The 22,846-nt window shown below is 52.9% G+C and carries 31 protein-coding genes; 19 read left to right on the top strand and 12 right to left on the bottom strand.

Annotated features, from left to right (window positions below):
• Positions 1-4 precede the first annotated feature (4 nt).
• Both LH86_RS22585 and LH86_RS13185 read right to left on the bottom strand, forming a co-directional pair.
• Positions 5-211, bottom strand: a complete 207-nt coding sequence (locus LH86_RS22585) for a hypothetical protein (protein ID WP_156107026.1) — start codon at positions 209-211, stop codon at positions 5-7.
• Between the two features lie 69 nt (positions 212-280).
• Positions 281-1,471 carry an MFS transporter gene (locus LH86_RS13185; protein WP_039302064.1) on the bottom strand — a complete coding sequence of 397 codons (1,191 nt, stop codon included), beginning with the start codon at positions 1,469-1,471 and terminating at the stop codon, positions 281-283.
• A gap of 103 nt (positions 1,472-1,574) precedes the next feature.
• Between LH86_RS13185 and LH86_RS13190 the strand changes: the two genes are divergently transcribed.
• Positions 1,575-2,483, top strand: coding sequence for a LysR family transcriptional regulator (locus tag LH86_RS13190; RefSeq protein WP_039302067.1), 909 nt, complete (start codon positions 1,575-1,577; stop codon positions 2,481-2,483).
• Between the two features lie 75 nt (positions 2,484-2,558).
• On the opposite strand, the gene LH86_RS13195 is transcribed toward LH86_RS13190, so the two are convergent.
• A complete protein-coding gene (locus LH86_RS13195) occupies positions 2,559-3,314 on the bottom strand; it encodes a DeoR/GlpR family DNA-binding transcription regulator (protein WP_039302070.1) in 756 nt (251 codons plus the stop codon).
• Between the two features lie 106 nt (positions 3,315-3,420).
• Between LH86_RS13195 and LH86_RS13200 the strand changes: the two genes are divergently transcribed.
• Positions 3,421-4,005 (top strand): GDP-mannose pyrophosphatase, encoded by a 585-nt coding sequence (locus LH86_RS13200; protein ID WP_039302074.1) that lies wholly within the window; start codon positions 3,421-3,423, stop codon positions 4,003-4,005.
• A gap of 10 nt (positions 4,006-4,015) precedes the next feature.
• Positions 4,016-4,375 (top strand): DUF4406 domain-containing protein, encoded by a 360-nt coding sequence (locus LH86_RS13205; protein ID WP_039302077.1) that lies wholly within the window; start codon positions 4,016-4,018, stop codon positions 4,373-4,375.
• A 250-nt stretch (positions 4,376-4,625) separates the two neighbouring features.
• On the opposite strand, the gene LH86_RS13210 is transcribed toward LH86_RS13205, so the two are convergent.
• The gene (locus tag LH86_RS13210) at positions 4,626-4,871 is read right to left on the bottom strand and encodes a DUF7661 family protein (RefSeq protein ID WP_039302080.1); all 246 of its coding nucleotides are present in this window, start codon (positions 4,869-4,871) and stop codon (positions 4,626-4,628) included.
• A 252-nt stretch (positions 4,872-5,123) separates the two neighbouring features.
• On the opposite strand from LH86_RS13210, the gene LH86_RS13215 reads away from it, so the two are divergent.
• Entirely contained in the window at positions 5,124-5,321 is a 198-nt protein-coding gene (locus LH86_RS13215) for a hypothetical protein (protein ID WP_039302082.1), read from the top strand.
• A gap of 141 nt (positions 5,322-5,462) precedes the next feature.
• Positions 5,463-5,735 carry a hypothetical protein gene (locus LH86_RS13220; RefSeq protein ID WP_039302085.1) on the top strand — a complete coding sequence of 91 codons (273 nt, stop codon included), beginning with the start codon at positions 5,463-5,465 and terminating at the stop codon, positions 5,733-5,735.
• A 67-nt stretch (positions 5,736-5,802) separates the two neighbouring features.
• Here the strand turns inward: LH86_RS13220 and LH86_RS13225 are convergent, their stop codons facing one another.
• Positions 5,803-6,117, bottom strand: a complete 315-nt coding sequence (locus LH86_RS13225; protein WP_039302088.1) for a hypothetical protein — start codon at positions 6,115-6,117, stop codon at positions 5,803-5,805.
• A gap of 115 nt (positions 6,118-6,232) precedes the next feature.
• Here LH86_RS13225 and LH86_RS22110 point away from each other — a divergent pair, with 115 nt between their 5' ends.
• The 6 genes from LH86_RS22110 (at position 6,233) to LH86_RS13250 (ending at position 9,752) form a co-directional block, all read left to right on the top strand.
• A complete protein-coding gene (locus LH86_RS22110) occupies positions 6,233-6,574 on the top strand; it encodes an antibiotic biosynthesis monooxygenase family protein (RefSeq protein WP_071842833.1) in 342 nt (113 codons plus the stop codon).
• Between the two features lie 70 nt (positions 6,575-6,644).
• Entirely contained in the window at positions 6,645-7,076 is a 432-nt protein-coding gene (locus LH86_RS13230; protein WP_039302091.1) for an ASCH domain-containing protein, read from the top strand.
• 99 nt (positions 7,077-7,175) lie between these two features.
• A complete protein-coding gene (fumD, locus tag LH86_RS13235; protein WP_039302094.1) occupies positions 7,176-7,391 on the top strand; it encodes a fumarate hydratase FumD in 216 nt (71 codons plus the stop codon).
• Between the two features lie 40 nt (positions 7,392-7,431).
• Positions 7,432-7,785 carry a DUF1304 domain-containing protein gene (locus tag LH86_RS13240; protein ID WP_197061682.1) on the top strand — a complete coding sequence of 118 codons (354 nt, stop codon included), beginning with the start codon at positions 7,432-7,434 and terminating at the stop codon, positions 7,783-7,785.
• A gap of 338 nt (positions 7,786-8,123) precedes the next feature.
• Positions 8,124-8,282 (top strand): YqaE/Pmp3 family membrane protein, encoded by a 159-nt coding sequence (locus LH86_RS22115; RefSeq protein WP_008456722.1) that lies wholly within the window; start codon positions 8,124-8,126, stop codon positions 8,280-8,282.
• Positions 8,283-8,642: 360 nt separating this feature from the next.
• Positions 8,643-9,752 (top strand): SDR family oxidoreductase, encoded by a 1,110-nt coding sequence (locus LH86_RS13250; RefSeq protein ID WP_008456721.1) that lies wholly within the window; start codon positions 8,643-8,645, stop codon positions 9,750-9,752.
• Between the two features lie 81 nt (positions 9,753-9,833).
• On the opposite strand, the gene LH86_RS13255 is transcribed toward LH86_RS13250, so the two are convergent.
• Positions 9,834-10,682, bottom strand: a complete 849-nt coding sequence (locus tag LH86_RS13255; protein ID WP_039302097.1) for a Vmh family MBL fold metallo-hydrolase — start codon at positions 10,680-10,682, stop codon at positions 9,834-9,836.
• A gap of 132 nt (positions 10,683-10,814) precedes the next feature.
• Between LH86_RS13255 and LH86_RS13260 the strand changes: the two genes are divergently transcribed.
• Together LH86_RS13260 and LH86_RS13265 are read left to right on the top strand one after the other, a co-directional pair.
• The gene (locus LH86_RS13260; RefSeq protein WP_039302100.1) at positions 10,815-11,693 is read left to right on the top strand and encodes a LysR family transcriptional regulator; all 879 of its coding nucleotides are present in this window, start codon (positions 10,815-10,817) and stop codon (positions 11,691-11,693) included.
• 93 nt (positions 11,694-11,786) lie between these two features.
• Entirely contained in the window at positions 11,787-12,092 is a 306-nt protein-coding gene (locus LH86_RS13265; RefSeq protein ID WP_008456716.1) for a hypothetical protein, read from the top strand.
• Here LH86_RS13265 and LH86_RS13270 read toward each other — a convergent pair.
• Positions 12,086-12,439: a DUF488 domain-containing protein gene (locus tag LH86_RS13270; RefSeq protein ID WP_039302103.1), complete on the bottom strand. Its 354-nt coding sequence runs from the start codon at positions 12,437-12,439 to the stop codon at positions 12,086-12,088. The genes LH86_RS13265 and LH86_RS13270 overlap by 7 nt on opposite strands.
• Positions 12,436-12,939 (bottom strand): DUF523 domain-containing protein, encoded by a 504-nt coding sequence (locus LH86_RS13275; protein WP_039302105.1) that lies wholly within the window; start codon positions 12,937-12,939, stop codon positions 12,436-12,438. Before LH86_RS13275 ends, LH86_RS13270 begins: the two co-directional genes overlap by 4 nt.
• A 162-nt stretch (positions 12,940-13,101) precedes the next feature.
• Between LH86_RS13275 and LH86_RS13280 the strand changes: the two genes are divergently transcribed.
• Entirely contained in the window at positions 13,102-13,809 is a 708-nt protein-coding gene (locus LH86_RS13280) for a CTP synthase (RefSeq protein ID WP_039306168.1), read from the top strand.
• A gap of 704 nt (positions 13,810-14,513) precedes the next feature.
• On the opposite strand, the gene LH86_RS13285 is transcribed toward LH86_RS13280, so the two are convergent.
• Both LH86_RS13285 and LH86_RS13290 read right to left on the bottom strand, forming a co-directional pair.
• A complete protein-coding gene (locus LH86_RS13285; RefSeq protein WP_039302108.1) occupies positions 14,514-15,254 on the bottom strand; it encodes a class I SAM-dependent methyltransferase in 741 nt (246 codons plus the stop codon).
• Positions 15,255-15,276: 22 nt separating this feature from the next.
• Positions 15,277-16,479, bottom strand: a complete 1,203-nt coding sequence (locus LH86_RS13290) for a CynX/NimT family MFS transporter (protein WP_039302111.1) — start codon at positions 16,477-16,479, stop codon at positions 15,277-15,279.
• 98 nt (positions 16,480-16,577) lie between these two features.
• On the opposite strand from LH86_RS13290, the gene LH86_RS13295 reads away from it, so the two are divergent.
• Positions 16,578-17,378 (top strand): AraC family transcriptional regulator, encoded by an 801-nt coding sequence (locus tag LH86_RS13295; RefSeq protein ID WP_039302114.1) that lies wholly within the window; start codon positions 16,578-16,580, stop codon positions 17,376-17,378.
• Here LH86_RS13295 and LH86_RS13300 read toward each other — a convergent pair.
• Positions 17,368-18,903 (bottom strand): methyl-accepting chemotaxis protein, encoded by a 1,536-nt coding sequence (locus tag LH86_RS13300; RefSeq protein WP_039302117.1) that lies wholly within the window; start codon positions 18,901-18,903, stop codon positions 17,368-17,370. The genes LH86_RS13295 and LH86_RS13300 overlap by 11 nt on opposite strands.
• A 294-nt stretch (positions 18,904-19,197) precedes the next feature.
• On the opposite strand from LH86_RS13300, the gene LH86_RS13305 reads away from it, so the two are divergent.
• From LH86_RS13305 to LH86_RS13320, 4 genes are read left to right on the top strand one after another with little or no spacing between them, the layout of a single operon-like run.
• Entirely contained in the window at positions 19,198-20,055 is an 858-nt protein-coding gene (locus LH86_RS13305; protein ID WP_039302120.1) for an ABC transporter substrate-binding protein, read from the top strand.
• A gap of 1 nt (position 20,056) precedes the next feature.
• Positions 20,057-20,875: an amino acid ABC transporter ATP-binding protein gene (locus LH86_RS13310; protein ID WP_039302123.1), complete on the top strand. Its 819-nt coding sequence runs from the start codon at positions 20,057-20,059 to the stop codon at positions 20,873-20,875.
• On the top strand, positions 20,872-21,624 hold the full coding sequence (locus LH86_RS13315; protein WP_039302125.1) for an amino acid ABC transporter permease: 753 nt from the start codon (positions 20,872-20,874) through the stop codon (positions 21,622-21,624). Before LH86_RS13310 ends, LH86_RS13315 begins: the two co-directional genes overlap by 4 nt.
• Positions 21,621-22,316: an amino acid ABC transporter permease gene (locus LH86_RS13320; protein ID WP_039302127.1), complete on the top strand. Its 696-nt coding sequence runs from the start codon at positions 21,621-21,623 to the stop codon at positions 22,314-22,316. Before LH86_RS13315 ends, LH86_RS13320 begins: the two co-directional genes overlap by 4 nt.
• Here the strand turns inward: LH86_RS13320 and LH86_RS13325 are convergent.
• Positions 22,297-22,743, bottom strand: a complete 447-nt coding sequence (locus LH86_RS13325) for a DUF441 domain-containing protein (protein WP_039296685.1) — start codon at positions 22,741-22,743, stop codon at positions 22,297-22,299. The two genes, LH86_RS13320 and LH86_RS13325, sit on opposite strands and share 20 nt — an antisense overlap.
• Positions 22,744-22,846: the final 103 nt, after the last annotated feature.

The following is a 22,846-nucleotide window of genomic DNA, read 5'->3' on the forward strand; positions in this document are numbered from 1 at the left end:
TTCGTCAGAAGCCAGTCACAGATCCGTCCACACCGCAGAAGGTGGTGGTGGTCACTGTGGTTGTTGTCTGAACTGACTTCATCATTTTATTATCTTCTTGTTTGCGTGAGGGATCTGGAACGGTAATGGTAAAAACTGCCTTTTTGTAGCACTGAGTAAATACCGTAATCAATAAATATTTTCCTGAAGAACGTTGAACTTTAGCTGTCATACACTTGGTACCCTTGCTTTTCGTCCGCCCCGCACGTAATCAGCCACGACTCTACTCACTAATAAGGCGTTAAGACTGAATCATCCGTTTAGCCAGCTTCTTTTGCAGAATAATAACGATAACGGGGAACCCTGATGCGGAAATTGCACATAGAACCAGCAACGAGTTCATATCCTGTAGGGCTATGCCATGAGCGGGAAATAGAAAAGAAGAGAGGAAAAATGCGGCTGTTGTCATCAGGTACATTATTGAGGTCTGTAGTGAAGCAAATCCTGCTCGTTGGCTGTCATCTGGAAACTGAATGGTAAGCGCCGAAGAGGAAACCAGGCGGCTGTAAGAGGCGCCCAGAAATAGAATAATAAATAGCGACGAATACGAATAGCCAAAAGCAGGGATGAGCAAACTCAGTATAAAAACGAGTGTTGACCCAGTCGCCAGACTCAAAGCAGAAAAATGTGAAGTTAACACGCCTGTCATTTTGGTAGACAGGTACCCGGCAATGCCTCCGGCGAAGAACAGCCAGGGCAACTGCTCCAGTGAAGCCCCCAACTGCCGGGTCATTAATGGCACCAGAACCGGGATGACCAGCATCGGGCTAAACTGCACCAGAGCATTACCCGAAGCGAACAGTAAAGTATTTCTATCGAGAGGCAGTGCGGGGGACGTGTCGCAGGAGGCCGGATCTCGAGGGATAAAGGAGCCAATAAGTGGCAAGGCTAATAAACACAGGGTACTGATTAACAACAAAGCGGCATGCCAGCCATAATGAGTACACAGAAATAATATCGTGGGCATGCCTGCAATGCTTACTAGCGAAAATGACACAATCACCGTTGCCAGCATTTTTCCGCGCAAGTTAGCCGGGGCGTGATTGATCAATATGCTAATCCCCACTCCCATTGTTGTCCCTCCCACCAGGCCCGCACAGAATCGTAATACCAGCAGATGGCTAAAACTGGATGTGAACGTAGTCAAAAGCGTCAGCAGGCCCAGGAGAAACATATTGGTAATTAAAAAACGCTTCTTGTTGAAACGGCCGATCCAATAAAAGGCAATAATGCCCGACAGGACGGCCCCGAGCGTATACATCCCGGAAACATAGCCGGAGAATGAGACGGGAACCGAGAAATCCGCGGCCATAAAAGCAAAGATAGGGTTAAACATCATGTATTCCAGCGCGTTAGTGAACTGGACAAAAGCCATGATAAGCGCTATTCGCATGAGGGACTTATCATTAAACGTCTGTGTGATCGCTGACATAACAGGCAACCTGTGGATGAAAGATGCCTGAGTTTAACGGCTATCAATACTGGTGATTAGGTGGTAAAAATGGCACTTATTATTATCATTTATGGGATAACGGATGCGTCCGGCGCTTGATTTTAATACCCTGAAAGTGTTCATTGCCGTGGTGGAAAGAGAAAGTTTTGTTGGGGCATCAAAAGTGCTTGAGATGCCGACATCCAACGTGAGTCGCTGTATCTCTCAGTTAGAAGAAAAACTGAATCTGCAGCTCATTGAGCGCAGTACCCGGCATATGAAACTCACCCAGGCGGGGCACCTGCTTTATACCCGGGCGAAGCCATTGGTGGAGGCGCTCGAGCAAACTGAAACAGAATTAACGCTACGGCAGATGCAACTCAAAGGCCCATTGCGCCTGTGTATTCCTAATGAACTGGGCCCTGCATTGCTCGGGTCTGTTATTGCCGATTTCGCCTGCCGGCACCCGGACCTGGAAATCAGCTGTGTCACAAATTTGTCCGGGTTTGAATCCCTGCGCGACGATCTGGATTTAGCTATCATTGTTAGCCGCGGCCAAATGGATGACAGTGACTACATTGCCCGCCACCTGTTGACGATCCCTTGTTCTGTTGTTGCCGCCCCGTCCGTCATTCAGCGTCATGGCACGCCTTCTCGTATACAGCAATTCGAAGAATTACCCTGTATTACCACGGTAAGTGCGCTCAAAGGGGCTCCCTGGCAGTTCGTTAACAAAAAGGGGGGATTCGAGACGGTTAAGGTGAAAGGTCATTACCGGGTAAACAGCGGAGAGATGGCAGGGCGGGCGGCGGTAGCGGGTGTCGGGTTTGCCATTCTGGCGAAACAAGCCTGCCAGCCCTGGATCAACGATGGCCGGTTAGTCGAAATTGAGTTGGAGCATGAGGCTGCCCCTTTGCAGTTGTACGCCCTTTATTTCGACCGCCGTTACTTGCCCGGTAAAACAAGGGCGCTGATTGATTTTATGCATCAGGAATTGAGTCGTATATCCTGAGTGACTGAAGGCTGGCTCCTCGTTCATCGCCTCAGCTTGTTTCATGCATCCGGCACGAACCCGCAGGGAAAGGTATTACGCTTTCAACACCGTGATGCCTTTGGTTTCCATACTGCTTACCCAGTTTTCATCAGTTTCGCTGTCAATCACGACCGTGTTGATTAACCCTACATCACCAATAACGAACGATGAGGCGGTGTTAATCTTTTCCGGTGACGCAAGCACAACTGTTTCTGCTGCTCTGCCGGAAAATGCACGTTTTATGCATGCTTCTTCGTAATCTCCCGTGGTTAACCCTGCCTCGGGGTGAATGCCCGTCACGCCCATAAAGAAAATATCCGCGTGAATGTTGCTGATACCTTCAATTGCTGCCGCCCCGACGGTGACAATGGAGTGCTTGTAGAGTCGGCCGCCAATCAAAATCACTTCAATGAAGGGTTTATCTACCAGGCCTAAAGCGACGCTGGGGCTGTGGGTTACCACCGTGATGCGCAGGTCATCGGGGAGGCAGTTAATAAGCTCTGATGTCGTAGTTCCTCCGTCAATCATCACTACCTGGCCTGCAGAAATTAGTTCGGCTCCCTTTCTGGCAATCTTGGCTTTAGCACCAGTTTTTAATGATTTACGCTCAGAAAAAGTGGCCACCGCTGAGGAGGAAGGCAACGCGCCGCCGTGAACGCGTTGTAAGTGGCCTTCTGCGGCAAGCTCGCGCAGGTCTCTCCGGATAGTGTCCTCTGAGATGTCAAATCGGCGACTCAGATTTTTTGAGAGAACCTGACCTTCGGCCTGAAGTTGCTCCAGAATAAGCTGTTTACGTTGGTTAGCGAGCATAGGATAGTCCTTCTAGTGCACGATAATGCATGTTATTGCACGATTGATCTTGAATTGGCACGATGATGCTGTTTATGATGCGAACACTACGTAAACAGGAGTGAACATGCAACCCAAACGTGCAGAAGTACGGATCGTCGATGACAGAATATTGTCTGATGACTGGTATTCGCTAAAGAAATATACCTTTGATATTCAGCGCAGAAACGGGGACTGGCAGCGACTGAGCCGCGAAGTTTACGATCGGGGCAATGGGGCTACCATCCTGCTTTATAACCGTGACAGGAAAACCGTCATTTTAACGCGCCAGTTTCGTTTTCCGGTCTTTATGAACGGCCACGGTGGTTATCTGATCGAAACTGCCGCAGGGTTGCTCGACAATATGGATCCAGAAAACCGCATAAAAGCGGAAGTTGAAGAAGAAACGGGCTTTCTCGTTTCCAGCGTGCAGAAGGTTTTCGAGGCTTACATGAGCCCTGGGTCGGTAACGGAGAAACTCTATTTTTACATCGCTGAATATGATGTTAGCGACAAGGCTGGCGCGGGCGGCGGAATAGAGGCTGAAGGTGAAGATATCGAAGTGTTAGAGCTGACCATCGATGCCGCTCTTGGCGCCGTTGAAAGTGGTCTTATCGTCGATGGTAAAACCATTATGTTGCTTTATCACGTTGCTCTGAAAAGTATTCTGTGAGGTTCTCAGCATGAAACAACTCATTCTTATCGCCGGCCCCTACCGCAGCGGCACTGACGGGAAACAAGATCTTATCGAGGCCAATCTCGCCCGGCTGGAAAATGCCGCGTTAACGGTATACCAGCGGGGGCACATTCCCGTCATTGGCGAATGGCTGGCTCTGCCTCTGGCAAAGGCCGCAGGTTCTAAAGCTATTGATGATGAAATTGCGGAGTCTATGTTTTACCCGGTTGCGCATCGGCTGATCGCAAAATGTGATGCCATATATCGCATTGAAGGCAAGTCTAAAGGGGCCGATATGGATATCGAGGTTGCACGCAAGCATGGGCTGGCTGTTTATTTCCGCCTGGAAGATGTCCCGCAGGCATGATTTTGGCGTTCAGATGCCTGCCAGTGTGCAGGCAACTGGCGGCGTCTTCGATGAGAGGAACAGTATATTCAATCATGAAAACAGCATTTGCTCTCAAACATACTTGAGAGGTGAATCATCTGTGGCTGGAAATAAGCGTTAATTAAGGTTCCGATACAAATCGCTTTAATTTTAAACACGTTATATTTTCCCTGACCCTGATTGATATTTGCAAATCCTTCTGCTTATAAAATACGGTATTTTTATAGGGTTAAATCTTGCCCGGGGACGACTCTCCGGCATTAATTAAACGAACATCAGGATGCTTTTCACTCGCCGCTTCGTGGTAAATATCCCCGAGCCAGCCGGGGAGTTCCTGCTCCGTTAGCCATGGTGGAATAACCACGTCATAAATCCGGGAATATTTCCCCTCATTAGGGTCGACGCGATAAAGCAGCCATTGTTCACTGACTTTCTTTATGCCCAAACGCCTGCCGAAGACATCAAAGTGCAGCATACTTCCCCCTGGAGTGCCCCTATATTTATTAATGATAATCGCTACCGGGAATCTTGAACAGACTCGTATTCAGGCGGCATTCCTCCTCTTGTAAAATTCAGACATAAAAAATCCAGGATATGTTACAGAGTTGTATCAATGGGTTATTTGCCGATGTTGAAAAAGGGAAGGGGATTAGGAACAGATCCCAGTTTTGTCTGAGTTCTCTTGTGCTAGTTTAGAAAGACAGGGACTTTCATTTATGGAGTGAGTATGGACAAGGACAAGCACGCCTCCGAGGAGCTTCATCCTGAAACACTGCAGGTTATCGGGGCGGCTGTCGTGCAGCTGCTGGCGAGAAAAGAGACGTTATCCCGGGAGTCGATAGCCGACATGATACATAAGCTCTATGCCAATGGCCTTGATGATATGGCGGTACAGAGGGCCGTTGATGTGCTGATCCTGGGGTAAGCGTGTGTTCAGGGGCGCTGTCTGGCATGCTATTTTTTCACTGCTTTTGCCAATAATGTGCAGTTTTAAACTGATTGTCTTCAAGTTACATGAAGATGTTAAAATTGCATTTGATTATCATTATCATAAAAGGGATTATTTATGAATAAGACGCTTATCATCTGCGCTATGTTATTGACCACTAACGTTTATGCCGGGAATAAACCCGCTTCGGAGTTGGTCTGGACTGAGGCAACAGAAGAGCCTGGCTGCTACGGTAATGTTTGCCTGAGTAACGAAGAGAAGAAGCCCCAGAATATGTACGGTAAGCTCGATAAAGGTGACCAAAAGCTGCTGTCCGATCCTTATTCTAAATACGATCGCGATAACAGCAACAGCACCGCCCGGGCCGGCGTGACGTTTAAATGGGACTAAGTAGGCTGCCATTTTGAAAAATGAGAGCCAACAGGCTCTCATCGTTAGCCGTTTTACTGCCAATACGCTAGAAAAAACGATGTTGTGTGAGTATGCCTTTCGCATCAAACAGGAATGCCACCTGTTTCCCGCCGCTGTTCTGGCAAATTACCCCATCCGCACCAGTTTTATCAGTGATGCCCTGGCAGGCCATACGTGAAACATAAGGCCGGATCTGGCATTTGAGCGTTTTACCGTCTTCCAGCACCAGCGTATTGTCAGGGGAAACATTTTCGACCGCAGGGCGCGGGCAATTTCCTTCCCCCCAGTTAACGCCTTGATGCTGAGGCTGAGAAACGCATCCCGTCAGTAATAAAAGCACCCACAGAGACTGATATTTCATATTGATCTTCGTTTTTCCGTTAATGTCATTATTCGATGTCAGGGCACAATAATAGACATGTTTCTTCAGTCTTTCTCTACGATAAAGAATACGTTCAGTTGCATCTGAGGTTAGCATGTTTATTGCAGTGTATGAGTTTGTCGTCAGAGCAGGCCAGGAAGAGGCTTTTATTCGTGCGTGGACGAAAAGAACCGAAGGGATTTATCGGTTAAGTGGCTCTTTAGGTTCGCGTCTGCACAGAAATCAAAATGGAAACTTTATAGGCTATGCGCAATGGCCTTCCCGGGAAGTCTGGCGCCAAAGCGGAAATTCTCCGCTAAATAATGGCCATCACCCGGAGTACGATCTGGCGAGCCAGCAAATGCAAGCCTGTCTGGCCATCCCGTCAAAAACATTGTTTGAAATGCATGTTGAAGAGGATTATTTGAGACCGACACAGTTTCAAAGCCCACGTTGAAGGCGGAATAATGTCGTTCTCTGGCTTACGTAGGGGGATTTCAATCCCAAAAGGAGAGGGAAAATAGTCCATGTCTAAGCGACTCACTGAATACCAAAAGAAATATGCCAATGCTCAGGTATGGGCATTCGGCGATTCGCCTGAGCTGGCTGACGAGCTGGTAGATTTAGTTTTAAAGGAGCGCAAAACAGCAACATGCTCTGCGGCATCTGCCTATGAGAAGGGGGAAGATGCGCCCGTCCCCGGCGGATATAGCATTATTCTTAACGGCAGCGGTGACCCGGTTTGTGTTATCCAGACGCTGTCTTTAATCACTCTTAAGTTTTCACAGGTCAGTGCAGATCAGGCCCGTAAGGAGGGGGAAGGGGACTTAAGCCTCTCCTGGTGGCGGCGTGAACATCAGCTATTTTTTGAAAGAAATGGCGAGTTTTCTGAAGATATGCCCTTAATTTTTGAAGAGTTTATGCTGGTGGAACGCATCCCACAGGAAGATAGCCTGTAACGTGAGCTGTTCCAAAAAGCGTGAAAATTGTTTTGCTATTTTTAGTCGCCGATGGCGTTAAATGCTACTGTAAGATCAAACAGATAAGCCGGAGGCGAGATGGATAAAAAAGCAAAAGATGACCTGTTGTATCAGGAGATGTGCCGCGTGGTGGGCAAGGTGGTACTGGAGATGCGTGATCTTGGGCAGGAACCTAAACACATCGTGATTGCCGGGGTGGTGAGAACCATGCTGGCTAATCATAAAATCAAACGTTCCCCGCTGACCAGCGAAGCGATGGAACACGTGATCGAGGCGCTGGGCTATGAAGTTTAGTTGGCGTCTGACGACTCAATAACTCTTCAGGAATCAATCTATGATTGCCAATATTCTTATCGGCCTGGTGGCTGTGATTCACCTTTATATTCTGGTGCTGGAAATGGTGCTTTGGGATAAACCTGCGGGGCGAAAGGCTTTTGGTTTGTCACCTGAGTTTGCTCAACAGTCGAAAACCCTGGCGGCGAATCAGGGGCTGTACAACGGTTTTTTAGCGGCGGGATTAATTTATGGACTGCTGGCGGCGAGCAGCGGTTATGAATTTAAACTGTTTTTCCTGATTTGCGTGCTGGTTGCTGGCTTATTTGGTGGTTTAACGGCCAGTAAAAAAATACTTTATGTACAGGCGGCTCCTGCGGTAGTGGCATTGATTGCATTATTCGCGGGAATATAATCGAAAAAACCCGGCCAATGCCGGGTCACCATAAGGCTATCATCATTAATATAATTGGTGATCGACCGGATCGTTTTTTGAGTGGTTCCGGCCCCTCCAGCGGAGGAGAAATATAGGCATATTTCGATAGCGGAATGAGGGTTCATCAAGCTACCGAAGGCAAGAAATTATCCTGAGTTGTTATGGTTGGCAAGTGCCACATGATATTTTTTTCAACGTTGAGTTATGAAACTAAATTTTCCAGAATTATCGCGCTGAACAAAGCTCCGAGATTCGTCTACGCTTTACAGGTAAGGCATTTTTTTAGCATGGACAAATCTAATTTATCAGGAGTTTATATGGGATTTTGGCGAGTCGTTTTCACAATTATTCTGCCACCATTGGGCGTGCTTATCGGTAAAGGTTTTGGCTGGGCCTTCATCCTCAATATCATCCTCACCCTGCTAGGCTACTTCCCTGGCCTGATTCATGCGTTTTGGGTGCAGACCCGGGATTGACCTGCCTGGCCTCTGTTGTGCCCCTCGCGTGAGAAAAGATGACTGCTTTTTTCATCCCTATCTGGCCCACTTTTGTGGGCTTTTTATTTCCTGTAAATTAAAAAGAGTTCCTGATTACTGAGGAATAACGGTTTTGTTTATCCTCTATTAAGGTTTTCTTAATATTCCCGACATCAATAAATAGCCAAAATAATTACGTCTGAAATTAATTTCTTATTATTGATTTTTCTTTTAAAACAAGGATGTACAAACCGTTACACGAAAGTACTGGGCATTATGTAAGGCTAATCCGCTTTATTGAGGAAACGTTTATTTTTGCCATTTTACTATGCTCGTGTTTTCACTCCTGAGGTTATAATAATGAGTCAACTTTTGATTACCGGTGCGACAGGTTTCCTGGGCGGCGCGGTTTTAGCCCGATCCCTCTCCGAATCCTCTTTCAATACCGTATTGCTATTGGTGCGAGCGAACTCTCCTCAGGAGGGCGTGGCCAGAATCAGAAATAACCTTGCTAATTTTGGTTGTACTGAAGCACAGCTGGCACAAATTAACCCGGAAAATATATTACTGGGTGATTTAGCCGAACCTGAACATTTTCTGGATGATGAAAGGCTGTCCAGCGTTACGCACGTGATTAACTGCGCCGCGGTGGCATCCTTTGGCGAGAATGCGCTGATCTGGAAAGTTAACGTGGAAGGCACTCTGCAGTTTGCTCGCCGCATGTCCCAGGTGAAGGGCCTGCAGCGTTTCCTGCACGTCGGCACCGCAATGTCCTGTGTACCGGATGCGGGTACGCTGGTGACCGAAAGTATGTCGAGCAAGCCGGAAGAAGAGCACCTGGTGCAGTACACCTGGTCTAAATCCACTATCGAACGCATGATGTCCGAGCAGTTCCCGCAGCTGCCGCTGGTTATCGCTCGTCCGTCCATCGTGGTGGGCCACAGCGAGCAGGGCTGCCGCCCGTCCAGCAGCATCTTCTGGGTCTTCCGCATGGTGTTGATGCTCGGGAAATTCATGTGCTCCCTGGATGACAAAATCGACGTTATCCCGGTGGACTATTGCGCAGAGGCGCTCCTGCTGCTAGCGAAGAGCGACTCGCTGAAAGAGAAGATCTACCACATCTCCGCCGGGGACGTGAGCAGCATCCGCTTTGCTGACATCGATGAAGCGATGTCCAGCGCGCTGAACCAGACGCCGATCTTCTCCAATTACGAGCAGGTGGATTACAGCGAACTGGTTAAAAGCCGCAGAAGCTTCAAATCCATTTACGGGCCGTGCAATGAGCGCTTAATGCTGCGTGCGATGCGTCTGTATGGGGAGTTCTCTATGCTGAATGTGCGTTTCTCTAACGAGAAGCTGCTGGATTTAGGCATGTCTCCGCCGCCGCGCTTTGTGGATTACATCAGCCGTTGCGTGGAAACCACCCGGGATTATTCTATTCCCGAGCTGATGAAGGTCGACTTCAAATAATACAAAAGGGAGCACAGGCTCCCTTTTCAATTTTTGCATTCAATTAAAGGGAGCGTTGGCTCCCTTTTTACGTTTAGTGAATTACCACTTCATTTCGCCGGTATTCACTTTGGCGCTCATTTCAAGCGAGCTTTCATCGGCCAGGCCCGGATATTTTTGCTTCATCTCAGCAATGACCGGGGCGCTTTTACCTTTCTTCAGCGCCAGTTCAAAGTCGGCTAAATAGTCGCCGGTAAAGACTACCGGGGCCGCGCCTGGTTTGACCTTACCGATGTAATGACCTGGGATCACGCGTTTCGGCTTCAGAGCCGCCATTTCATCCAGCACATCACGCCACTCCTGACGAGCTGCTTTGGTCTGGGAATCGGCGGTCCAGACGTGAATGCCGGAACTGACGCCCACGCCACCGAGAATGGTTTTATTGGCCGGGATCCACAGATACGCCGCGTGAGAAGCAGGCTGGCGAAGCTCAATTTTTTCACCGTCGACGGTGAAGGTTGTCTCATGCGTTACCTGTGGCACGAAGACTTCTTTCGGCGCACCGTCTTTCAGAATCGGGCCCCAGTATTTGAGCTTCTCTGCTTTAGTTTTGTTGATATGGTCCACAACCAGCGGCGTGGCTTCAATTTTTACCTGCGGATAGGCCTTAACAATCGGCTCAAGGCCAAAGTAATAATCCGGGTCACCGGCGGTGATAAGCACGCGGGTCAGCTTTTTGCCGCTGTGCTGAATCATTTTCACCAGTGCTTCGCCGTCTTTAACGCTGAACTGGGCATCGACCAGCGTGGCTTCCGTTGGGCCGCTAATCAGCGTAGAGGTGACCGGGAAAACGCCTTTGTCCTGCGGGTTGTAGACGTCGAGCGTCAGCGGAGCAGCAAAGCTAGCGCTGGTGAACAAAAGGGTGGCCGCGGCCAGGGTCTGTGTCTTCATCTTTTTCTATCCTGATTAACTGAATGAATAAGCCCGTTTGGGAATGAGAAACAGTGTAAATTGCATTTTGTGAATCGTAATGGCCTAATTCAGGTAAGATGAGTTTCATAAATCGAACAGATGGGTGAAAGAATGGACAGGATCATTGCTGCAAAAGTCTATACCCGCATTTGCGAGCTGGGCAGCCTGAGCGCCGCGGCTCGGGCGTTAAATATGTCCCGGCCAATGGTGAGTCGCTATCTCGAGCAAATGGAACATTGGGCGGGGGAGCGGCTGCTGCATCGTTCTTCCCGCAAGCTGACGTTAACGCCGACGGGTGAGCGGGTGCTGCAGCAAACCCGGGCGCTCAACGAGGTAGCGGAAAGTATTGCGGCGCAGAAGCAGCAGGATTTGCCTTCGGGTACTCTGCGGGTGGCCTGCTCACAGTTTGGCGCCCGGTATTACATCGTGCCTTTCTTGTCTGATTTCCTGCGCGACTACCCGGATGTGAGGGTTGAGCTGCACGTCAGCAGTCAGGCGGTGAATATGATTGAGGAGCGTATCGATCTGGCTATTCGCATCACCAACGACCTCGATCCTAATATTATCGCCCGTCGTCTGGGGGAATGTGACTCCCGGCTGTATGCTTCGCCTTCTTACATTGAGCAAAGGGGAATGCCTCGTACGCCGGGCGATCTCGAGCACCACAATTGCCTGCAATATAGCTATTTTCTGCGCAACATCTGGCAAATGGTGGATGAAAACGGCGACCCGCTGAACGTGGAGGTGAGCGGTAATTTCAGCGCCAATGATTCCGTCGTGCTGATGGACGCAGTAGCGGACGGCGTGGGGATTGCGATGCTGCCGGTTCAGGATGCTCAGCCACGGTTTGAGAGCGGGGAGCTGGTTAAAGTGCTTGAGGCTTATCCGCCGCGATCGATGGGGATCTACGGTATATACCGGAGCCGAAGCTATCTGCCCGCTGCATTGAGACTGTTTCTGGCGGCGCTGTCGGACAGGCTGGCAAAATAATTTAAGAAAAACCTTAGTTACAGGTGGCCATGCCGTTTACTTTTTGCGCCAGGAATGTTCTGATCTCGCGGCGAAAAAGTAAGGGGAGCAGCAATGTTTCAATTAAAACCGGGCAGCCTGGCGATGATCATCGGCGCTCGTACCGCCGCCGGGCGGGTGAATATAGGTAAAGCGGTAGAGCTGTTCGGGCTGTGCCAGCCAGGAGAACGCTTTGTTAATCCGGTGACCGGTGTGGTAACACAGCTTCCGCCGGAGGCAAACTACCCGCTTTGGCTGGTGACCGGAGAGGTTATCGCTTTTGATGGCCGCCAGGGCTACGCCTTCGTGCGTGCCGAACATTTAATGCCGCTGGACAAAGATTTTTCCCCGCAGGAAGACGAACTCCACCTCAGCTACTGATCCCGGCAGTGGCGCAAAAAGTCGGCCAGCACCAGGGCATGGTTCTGGTCGGTATTTTTTGCGCCATACAGCAACGTCAGCGTGCCGCTTTCGCCGTGTCGGGCAAGCGCCTGGGCTGCGTCCAGATGTTGCCCAAGCTCTTGCCTGTAAAGCTTGCTGAACGCGGAAAAATCAATAGTTTCGCTGTGAAAGGCTTTGCGTAGCTCGCTTGAGGGTGCCAGTTCCTTCGGCCATTCATCGTAGAGCAGGTCGCTTTTTTTCATCCCTCTCGGCCACAGTCTGTCCACCAGCACTCGGTAGCCGTCATCATCAGACGGGGCTTCATAGACGCGTTTACAGCGGATCATGCCTGCTCCTTTTCGACGGCCTCAAGCCTGCTGAGCAACAGCGGAATCTGGTGGTCGGCAAAGACTTCGATGCCGTGCTGACGCAACAGTGCTGCCGCAACCCCCTGACCCGGGATTGTTTTGCCTGCAAAGTGGCCATCGTAAATTTTCTGGCTGCCGCAGGTCGGGCTGCCGTCGGTAAGAATAGCAAACTGGCAGTTATTATCGCGGGCGGTTTCAAGCGCGAGCCAGGCGGCAAGAAGGTAAGGTTCGGTGACGTTTTTGCCGTCGCTTTCCAGTATGGCTGCACGGCCTAGCAAGGCAGCTTCACCATTGCCTCCGCTAAGCTCTGCGGGGAGACGCGGCGTTGGTAGCCCGGCGGCGAGTTCGGGGCAGTGGATAACCAGGCGGCCTTCGGCCTGTAGTCGGGCGAGGGCCGCGCCAGTTTGTGATTTTTCTCGGCCATCATAGCGAACCTGAAACCCCATCAGGCAGGCGCTAACCAGTATTTTTGCTTTCATATTCTTCTTCGATGAAGTGAACCTGACACGTTACTACATTGTTTGCCACGGCGGAAAGAGGCGAAAGACTGCCAATTTTTGCGGTTGCCAGCGCAAAGCAAAACGCCTACTCTATCATTCCTTATGTTGTTCTCTTCCCTCAAACATAAGGCCAACCAAAGCATGTCAGACTCACAGTTGAAATCCACTTTACGTATTGCGCTTGTCGGTGATTATAACCCCGCGGTGATTGCACACCAGGCCATTCCTCAGGCGTTAGATAATGCGGCTGCCGCGCTTGGCGTCAGCGCGGATTATGACTGGGTCTCCTCGCTGGAAGTGACCAGCCCCGAAGATCTGGTGGGTTACGACGCAATCTGGTGCGTGCCTTCCAGCCCTTATCTGAATGAAGATGCTGCTTACCTTGCCGTTCGCTTTGCGCGGGAGAACGGCGTGCCTTTCCTCGGCACCTGCGCCGGGTTCCAGTATGCGGTGGTGGAATATGCGCGTAACGTGCTCGGTTGGGAAGATGCGGGCCATGCGGAAACCGCGAGCGAAGGGCGGCTGGTGATTGGCCGCCTGAGCTGCTCGCTGGTGGAGGTTTCAGACAAGATCGCGCTGCTGGCCGACTCTACGGTTGGGCGCGCCTATGGCAAGACGGAGATTGAAGAGGGCTACCACTGCAATTACGGTATAGCGGAGCTGTTTGCCACTGCGCTTGCCGGCGAACCGCTGAAGCCGACCGGTTGGGATAAGCAGGGCGAGATTCGCGCGGTTGAACTTCAGGAACATCCGTTCTTTGTGGCGACGCTGTTCCAGCATGAGCGAAATGCGCTTAAAGGCAAACCGTCTCCTTTGGTTGAGGCTTTCCTGGCCGCCGCTGAGAGATAAATTCGGGATATCGGGGCGCTTGGTTACAGCCCTCACCCCGACCCTCTCCCAGAGGGAGAGGGAGAAAACAGACGTCGGGGAAAGTGGTTCCGGAGAGCTTTATCCATTCCCTCTCCCAAAGGGCGAGGGAGAAAACAGACGTCGGGGAAAGTGGTTCCGGAGAGCTTTATCCATTCCCTCTCCCAAAGGGAGAGGGAGAAAACAGACGTCGGGGAAAGTGGTTCCGGAGAGCTTTATCCATTCCCTCTCCCAAAGGGCGAGTGAGAAAACAGACGTCGGGGAAAGTGGTTCCGGAGAGCTTTATCCATTCCCTCTCCCAAAGGGAGAGGGAGAAAACAGACGTCGGGGAAAGTGGTTCCGGAGAGCTTTATCCATTCCCTCTCCCAAAGGGAGAGTGAGAAAACAGACGTCGGGGAAAGTGGTTCCGGAGAGCTTTATCCATTCCCTCTCCCAAAGGGCGAGTGAGAAAACAGATGTCGTGGAAAGTGGTTTCAGAGAGCTTTATCCATTCCCTCTCCCAGAGGAAGAGGGAGAAAACAGATGTCGTGGAAAGTGCTTCCAGAAAGCTTTATCTATTCCCTCTCCCTTTCAGGGAGAGGGTCAGGGTGAGGGTAAAAAAACAGAAGCGACATTGTGGTTGAAGCAAGTGCCAGACATAAAGCGAGGCTCGGGTTCCAACGTAAATCGCATCGTAGACCTTATCTTTAACGAGGTTTCGTCGCCCGAAGAATCAAAAAGGCCGGGCGGCGCATCTCTTTTACCAGACGCGGGTGCTGGGCCAGGGTTTCTGCCGTCGGCTTGGTTTCCAGCATTCGGGTGAGGGCGAAACCGCTGTCGAGCAGGGTATTCACATAGGTTTCCGTGGTGCGGTGGTACTTTTGCACATCCTCCACGAACCAGTTGGTGTGGCGTAAACCTTGCTGGTGGTAGTGATTCACCGGCCAGATAACTTCTTCTTTATAGGGCTGCCAGCCCACCGGGAAGGCGGTGCACATCGGGTGTTCTACGGAGAAGATAAACTGCCCCCCGGGTTTTAACGAAGCAAAGATAGTGTTGCTCAGGCGGGCGAAATCTTCGATGTAGTGCAACGCCAGCGACGAAATCGCCAGGTCCCAGGTTTCACCTTCCGGCGAGAATTGTTCCAGCGGTAAATGGTGGTAGCTGATGTTTGCGTCCTGCGTTGCGGCGCGCGCCTGGGCGAGCATCTTTTCCGAGATATCAAACCCCGTCACGCTTGCCGCCCCGTGAGCGCGGGCGAAGCGGGCAAAGTCGCCAAAGCCGCAGCCCAGGTCGAGGATCTTCAGGCCATCCAGCGCAGGCAGCAGGGAATAAAGCTCGGGGATCTCCAGCAGCCCGTTAAGGCCGGAGTCCTGCTCCCTTAGCTGACGGTAATTTTCAAAAAATACCGGGTCGTCAAAAATGTTCTGCGGTGCCGATGATGCCATACGATCCTCCTTGTTAGTCTGTTCAGGCCGCGGCTTTCTCCGCCGCGCCGATCTCTTTCTGGCGTCCAGCATAAGCCCCAAAGACGCCCATGACGACAGAAAGTAGCGCACAGCCTAATAACGGTATCGCCCAACTGCCGGTGATGTCATGAATTTTACCCATCACTGGTGGGCCAAAGGCGGCCAGAAGATAACCGACGCACTGCGCCATGCCGGACAGCGCCGCCGCCTGATGAGCAGAACCGGTGCGCATACCAATGAATGAGAGCCCGAGGATCATCGCCGCGCCGGAGCCAAACCCGCCGAGCGATACCCAGAAGATGGAGAAAGCGGGCAGCAGCCACAGGCCGAGCGTCGCCAGACACCACAGCAGCGCCATCAGCGCGGCAATCCCCCGCTGGTCTTTCAGACGGCTCAGGATCAGACCCACAAACAATCCCGGAATGGCGGTGGCGAGCTGCAGAATGCCGTGTATCGACCCGGCTTCGGCTTCGTTGTAGCCGTGGCTGATCAGAATAGAAGGCAGCCAGCCGATAATCACGTAATAGACCAGCGAGTTAATGCCCAGATACAGGGTGACCTGCCAGGCCAGCGGCGAGGACCAGATGCCGCGGCTGTGCAGCGCCGGGTTGCCGGAAAGGTTCATTACCGTGCTGCTGCCAAGCTGCGGCAGCCAGATAATCAGCGCCAGCAGCGGGAAGATCATCAGCGACAACATGGCACCGGACCAGCCGAAGCCGTGCAGGGCAATCGGCACCACCATTACCGAGCCCAGTGCGGCGGCCACGCCCATCGTGAGCGAGTAAGCGCCGGTGAGTTTAGCAACCTGGCCGGGGAAGTCACGCTTAAGCAGGCTGGGCAATAGCACGTTGCCCATAGCGATTCCACAGCCGATGATGGCCGTGCCGATGTACAGCAGCGCGGCGTGGCCGGCGGAGCGCAAAGCAATCCCGGCGCAGATAATTAGCAACGCGCCGAACAGACTGCGCTCGGTGCCAAAGCGGCGGGCGATCCCGGCGGCAAGCGGGGAAACAACCGCAAAGGCCAGCAGGGGCAGGGTAGTTAAAATCCCGATCTGCGCGGTGGACAGCGCAAGTGCATCGCGCACCATATCCAGCAGCGGTGCTGCGCCGGTAAAAGTAACGCGCAGGGTGGTGGCAATCATCAGAATGCCGAGCAGAAGCAGAGCGCGGCTCTTTTTGCTCGCTGAAGTCGTGGAAGTCATGTGTTGGTGTCCTGAAAAACGGTAAGGCAAAGATACACGCTTCTGCCTTTTTACGAATCAAGCTAAAATGACAGATTATCGCTAAATTCGGACATGCTATGGAACGTGACCTGGATCTCGAAGGGTTTGACCCGGACAGCATCGTGACGCCCGCGCTGGCGTTTCGCATCCGCGCCGCGCAAACCTATAACGAAAAGCCCATTCACACCCACCGAAAAGGGCAGCTGATTCTGGCGCTCCACGGCGGTATTACCAGCGAAGTCACCAACTCGATGTGGATGGTGCCGCCGCAGTATGCGGTGTGGGTGCCGGGGCAAATGCCGCACAGCAACCGGGTGACGGCAGACGCGCGGCTCTGCTTTTTGTTTATTGAACCGGATGCGGTCGCCATGCCGCAGGAATGCTGCGCGCTGAAGATCTCGCCGCTGGTGCGGGAACTGATTTTGCGTTTGTCCAACGTTCCCCATGAACATCTCGACTGCGCGCCCATTCAACGGCTGGTGCAGGTGCTGTTTGATGAGCTGCCTAATCAACCGGTGGAGCAGCTCCAGCTCCCGATCTCCTCGCACCCGAAAATACGTGCGATGGCGGACAGTATGGCGAAAAACCTGAAGGAGAAGAAAACGCTGGCGCAGTGGGCCGACGACATGGCGATGAGCGAGCGCAATCTTGCCCGGCTGGTGGGGAAAGAAACGGGGCTGAGTTTTCTACGCTGGCGGCAGCAGATGCAGCTCATCGTGGCGCTGCGTTATTTGATTAGCGGGATGACCGTGCAAAATGTGGCGGAGTCGCTCGGTTACGACTCCACCACGGCGTTTATTACCATGTTTAAAAAGGCGCTAGGCACCACACCAGGACGCTATTTAAGCACCCTGGGCGGGGACGATTTTACAGACTAGCCAGCTTAAACTGGGACACGGCGGTATTCAGCTCATAGGTCTGTGCCAGCAGCGATTCAGCCGCCCCGGAGGCCTGGTTCACCATCGCCGCGTTTTGCTGGGTGGTGACATCCATCTGGCTGATGGCGGTGCTGACCTGCTCAATACCGCTGCTTTGCTCATCGCTGGCGTGGGTAATCTCCACCATCAGCGCGGCGACGCGCTTCACGTCCTGCACCACGGTATTGATGGTTTTGCCCGCTTCGTTTACCAGCCGGCTGCCGCTGGCCACCTGATTCACCGAGTCTTCAATCAGCTCTTTGATCTCTTTGGCCGCGCTGGCGCTACGCTGGGCCAGGCTGCGAACCTCTCCGGCGACAACCGCAAAACCGCGCCCCTGGTCACCGGCTCTGGCGGCTTCTACCGCCGCGTTCAACGCCAGGATGTTGGTCTGGAAAGCGATGCTGTCGATAACGCCGATGATGTCGGTGATTTTGTTGGCGGAGCTTGAAATGCCGTCCATGGTTTCCACGACCTGTGCCACCACCGCGCCGCCCTGTTCCGCGCTTCTCGAGGCGGTATTGGCCAACTGGCTGGCGCTTTGGGCATTCTCTGCGTTTTGTTTCACCGTGGCGGTCATCTCTTCCATCGACGACGCCGTTTGCTCCAGCGCGCTGGCCTGTTCTTCGGTGCGGGAGGCCAGGTCAATATTGCCGCTGGCAATTTCGCTGGAGCGGGTGGAGATCTGGTTGCTGCTTTCGTGCACCAGATGGATGACCATGGTGAGCTGCTGGCACATGGTTTCCATCGCGGCCATGACGCTGGTTCTGTCGCCGTCGCGCACTTTCACTTCGCGGGTGAGATCCCCGCAGGCCACGGCGTTAGCAATCTCGGCCACTTCACTCGGCTCGCCACCCAGCGAACGGAAAATCGTGCGATGTACCCACCAACCGACCACCAGTAACAGTAGTACCGCGGCCCCGGAACCAATCAATTGCCATTGGGTGGAGTTAGCGCTGCTGTGTTGGGCTTTTTCTACGGCGTTATCGGCATACTCGGCGGAGGCTTTGACAAAGGATTCAATGCCTTTCTGGTGGGCGAAAAAGTCTTTATCGGCCGCCTTCAGCTTTTCAAACAGCGGCGTCGGTGCGCCCGAACGAATAAGCTCCACCAGGTCATTGGCATCTTTGATCATCGCCATCCCGGCCTGGTATTGCTCCCCGAGCAGGTTCTGCTGCAGCTCAGGCGGCAGGGCGGCCTTCCAGTAATCAACTCGCTGGTGCCATTGCGCGCTGAGGCGCTTAATTTCGGCATCGGCCTGATCGACGCTCAGCGTGCCTTCCACCACGCGCGAAAGCACCAGCCGCAGTTCAATCAGGTAAATCGGTGCAGGCTTGATGTCAGACATCAGATCCTTTGCCAGCAGGCCGCTTTCCGTACTTTGGGCACTTCGGTGGCTGCCGTAGAGTGAAATGGCGGTAACCAGGGCGGACATCAAAATCGAACAGCAAATTAATAACAACAAATTGTGAGCCAGTGATTTCATTTTGCCTCTCCTATTATTTGAAAAGCTTATCGGCCCAGGAGAAGGGAAACTTTTTCGCCAGATCTGAAAACTACCGGGTGAGTCACAAACTTATGCCATAAATCGCCAATTTTTTATTTTTAAAATAATCACTTAACTCAATTATTTGTTAAATCTATAAGTAAAAGATTTAACTCGGGATTAGCTAATATGTTTTCTGCATATGCAATGCAGGATTAAGCATTGGCGAGGGAAAGGCGCTTGTGCGAGCGTAAAGGCATAGCTCGCTCACAGACGGGATAACAAGGAAAATCAATGGCACAGGTAAAGGCTTTAACGCACACAACTTCACACACAATAGCGCAACGTAAATTAACGCTCTCTGCTTGGGTTCTGGCCCTGTCCGGCCTGGCCTCCGCCGCGGTTCACGCAGATCAGCTGGCGGATATTCAAAAAGCGGGGGTGGTTAAAGTGGCCACTTTTGACGCAAATCCACCTTTTGGCTCTATAGATGCTAAAACGCACGACATCGTGGGCTATGACGTTGATTTCGCGAAAGCACTGGCTAAATCCTTAGGCGTTAAGCTTGAGCTGGTGGCCACCAACCCGGCGAACCGTATTCCGCTCCTGCAGTCCGGTAAGGTCGACCTTATCGTGGCGGATATCACGATTACGCCGGAACGCGCCCAGGTGGTGGATTTCTCTACCCCTTATTTTGTGACCGGACAGCAGTTCCTGGTCCCGGCTTCCGGACCGGATAAGCTTGAGGATTACGCGAAAGGGCGCGTGGGTGCGGTAAAAGGCACCACCGGAGAACAGGCGCTGGTGCAGCGTTTCCCGTCAATTCGAGTGCTTTCTTATGATGATATCCCGCTGGCTTTTACCGCGCTGCGCAACGGTAACGTCCAGGCTATCACTCAGGACAGCACTATTCTTGCCGGGCTGCTGGCCGAAGCGCCGGATAAGGCGAAGTTTAAAATTCTGCCGGATCTGCTGAGCAAGGAAGAGATTGGCGTTGGCGTGAAGAAAGGGGAGCCTGCCCTTTTGAAAGCGGTTAACGACGAACTGGTGAAGCTGGAACAAAGTGGCCAGGCAGAGCAAATCTACAACGCCTGGTTTGGCCCCGACAGCAAAACCCCGCAGCCGCGCAGCTTTAAAATTGTAGCCAAATAATATGTTTAAACGACCGCCTCATTTGTCCGCAGCTTCGGCTGCGGATTTTTTGCATCTGCAGTCCGCCAGCGTTGAATTTCGCAAAGCGAGTAAACGTTATGGTGAAACTTCCGTCCTGCGCGAGATAGACCTGACCATCGCGGCCGGAGAAGTGGTGGCGATTTGCGGCCCGTCCGGTTCGGGGAAATCAACGCTAATACGGCTCATCAACCAGCTCGAAACCCTTAGCGATGGCGATATTTTTATCGATGGTAAACCTACCCGAACGTTGAATAACACTATGCTGCGCCGCCTGCGAAGCCGAATCGGGTTTGTGTTTCAGCAGTTTAACCTCTACGCCCACCTTACGGCCGAGCAGAACATTACGCTGTCGTTAACTCACGTTCACGGCTGGAAGCGTGAGGCCGCGCATCAGCAGGCTCTGGCGCTGCTGGCCCGGGTCGGCCTTGCAGACAAAGCGCAGCATTATCCGGCGCAGCTTTCCGGCGGGCAGCAGCAGCGCGTGGCGATTGCCAGGGCGCTGGCGTCGTCGCCGCAAATTATCCTGTTTGACGAGCCGACTTCGGCCCTTGATCCGGAGATGATCGGTGAAGTTCTGCAGGTGATGAAAGATCTCGCCCACAGCGGCATTACCATGATTGTGGTCACGCATGAGATGCAGTTCGCCCGTGAAATTGCCGACCGCGTGGTGTTTATTGACGGCGGGGCGATCCTCGAGCAGGCGGCCCCGGCGCAGTTTTTCCGCTCGCCGCAGCATCCCCGCGCCCGTCGTTTTCTGCAAAAGGTACTCGACCCGCTGCATGCCGGGGCCGAATCATGAACAGCTACTTTGACTGGGCGGGCGTGCTAAGTGGGGCGCCGCGAGCCTGGCTTATCTCCGGTTTGCTGACTACCGCATGGGTGACGCTCGCCGGGATGATGATTGCGACGCTGTTTGCCGTGCTGCTGTTGGGGCTAAGGCTTGCCGGTGGCCGGGCGGGGCGCTACATCACCGCAAGCTGGGTTTCTGTTTTTCGCAATACGCCATTGCTGGTGCAGCTCCTTTTCTGGTATTTCGCGGCGTGGAACGCGCTGCCGCAGAGCTGGCGTGGGTTTATTAACGACGATCACAGCTGGTCTCAACTGCCCGGCGGCGTCTGGTGGTTGACGCCGGAATTTCTCTGCGCCGCATGGGGGCTAGGGGTGTTCACCTCGGCATTTTTGGTGGAGGAGATCCGCAGCGGGTTGCAGGCGGTGCCGAAGGGGCAAACCGAGGCCGCGCTTTCTCAGGGCTTTTCTGAGTGGCAGCTTTTTCGCACCGTGCTGCTACCCCAGGGCGTGGTTAACGCCTGGCAGCCGGTGGTCGGGCAATATCTCAACCTGATGAAGCTCTCCTCGCTGGCCACGGGTATCGGCTTTGCCGAACTCACCAGTCAGGTACGCCGCATTGAAAGCTACAACGCCCACGCGCTGGGGGCTTTTGCCGCAGGCACGGTGCTTTATTTGCTACTGGGGCTGGCAATGAGCGGGCTGTTTACATGCTTTGCGCCAGGGAAACGCGGGCCACGTAAAACCGGAGGTATAGCATGATCGCTAACATTTCGGTTATTACGGACAACCTCGACTATTTGCTGTGGGGAAGAATGGCTCAGGGAGAGCCGGGCGGCGTACTGCTAACCCTGATGATGGCCGTAGGCGCTGGCGTGCTTGCCCTGGGGCTGGGTTTATTGCTGGCCTGCGCTGCCTGGCGCTACAGCGGTATTGTGCGGCGGCTGCTTTTCCTCTGGGCCGAATTGATCCGCGGCATTCCGCTGATTTTTGTGATCTTCTGGCTTTATTTCCTGCTACCCGCCATTACCGGGCGTGATTTACCGGGGCCATTTACCGTCACGCTGGCGCTGGCCTGGTTTACGTCTGCTGCGGTGATGTACACCACGCTGGCGGCGCTGAATGCATTGGCGAAGGGGCAAAATGAAGCGGCGATTGCCGATGGCTTTACGCCGTGGCAAACGCTGAGATTGGTCCTGCTGCCCCAGGCGCTGCGCAACGCTTTACCGTCGTTTGCCGGGCTGTTTATCTCGCTTATCAAAGACACGTCACTGGCGTTTATCGTCAACGTGCCGGAGCTGACAACCGTGGCCGGGCAGGTCAACAGCCGGGTGCAAATTTACCCGGCAGCCATTTTTATTTTTACCGGCCTGGTCTATTACCTGCTGTGCAGCGCGCTGGCCTGGCGCATTCACCGCTGGCAGCGGCAGGGCGCTACTGCTTACCCACAATAAGGGAAACCAGCCCGGCGGCGATCAGCGGTCCAACGGGGACGCCACGGAACAGGGCGACGCCAAGGACGGTACCGACCAGCAGGCCGCCCACCAGACCCGGTTGGCTGCCCATCAACGTCACGCCGCGCCCGCCGAGCCATGAAACCGCCACCCCGACGACAATCGCCACCAGCGATTTCCAGTGGGTGAAAGAGTGGATCAGGTTGCTGGCGGGCAGAGTGCCGCTGGCTATCGGGGCCATCACGCCGATGGTCAAAATAATGATCCCCACCGTCAGGCCCTGTTTCTCAATCCACGGAAAGAAAGTGTTCAGCGGGGTTACGCGCACAATAATCAGCACGAGGATGGAAACCGCGACGGTGGTGTTATGGCTGACAAAACCTAATCCAGCCAGGGCCAGAAGAATCAAGAGTGTAGGGTCAAAAATCATGATATATCCTTGCCAAATAAGAGGTTTTTAACTTTTATTGTTGTGGTGAATGGCGACAGCGACTCTGTGGCCGTTCATCATTTTGTCATTTTTGTGGTCA

The sequence above is a fragment of the Cedecea neteri genome (assembly GCF_000758325.1).
GTDB classification, from domain to species: Bacteria; Pseudomonadota; Gammaproteobacteria; order Enterobacterales; family Enterobacteriaceae; genus Cedecea; species Cedecea neteri_B.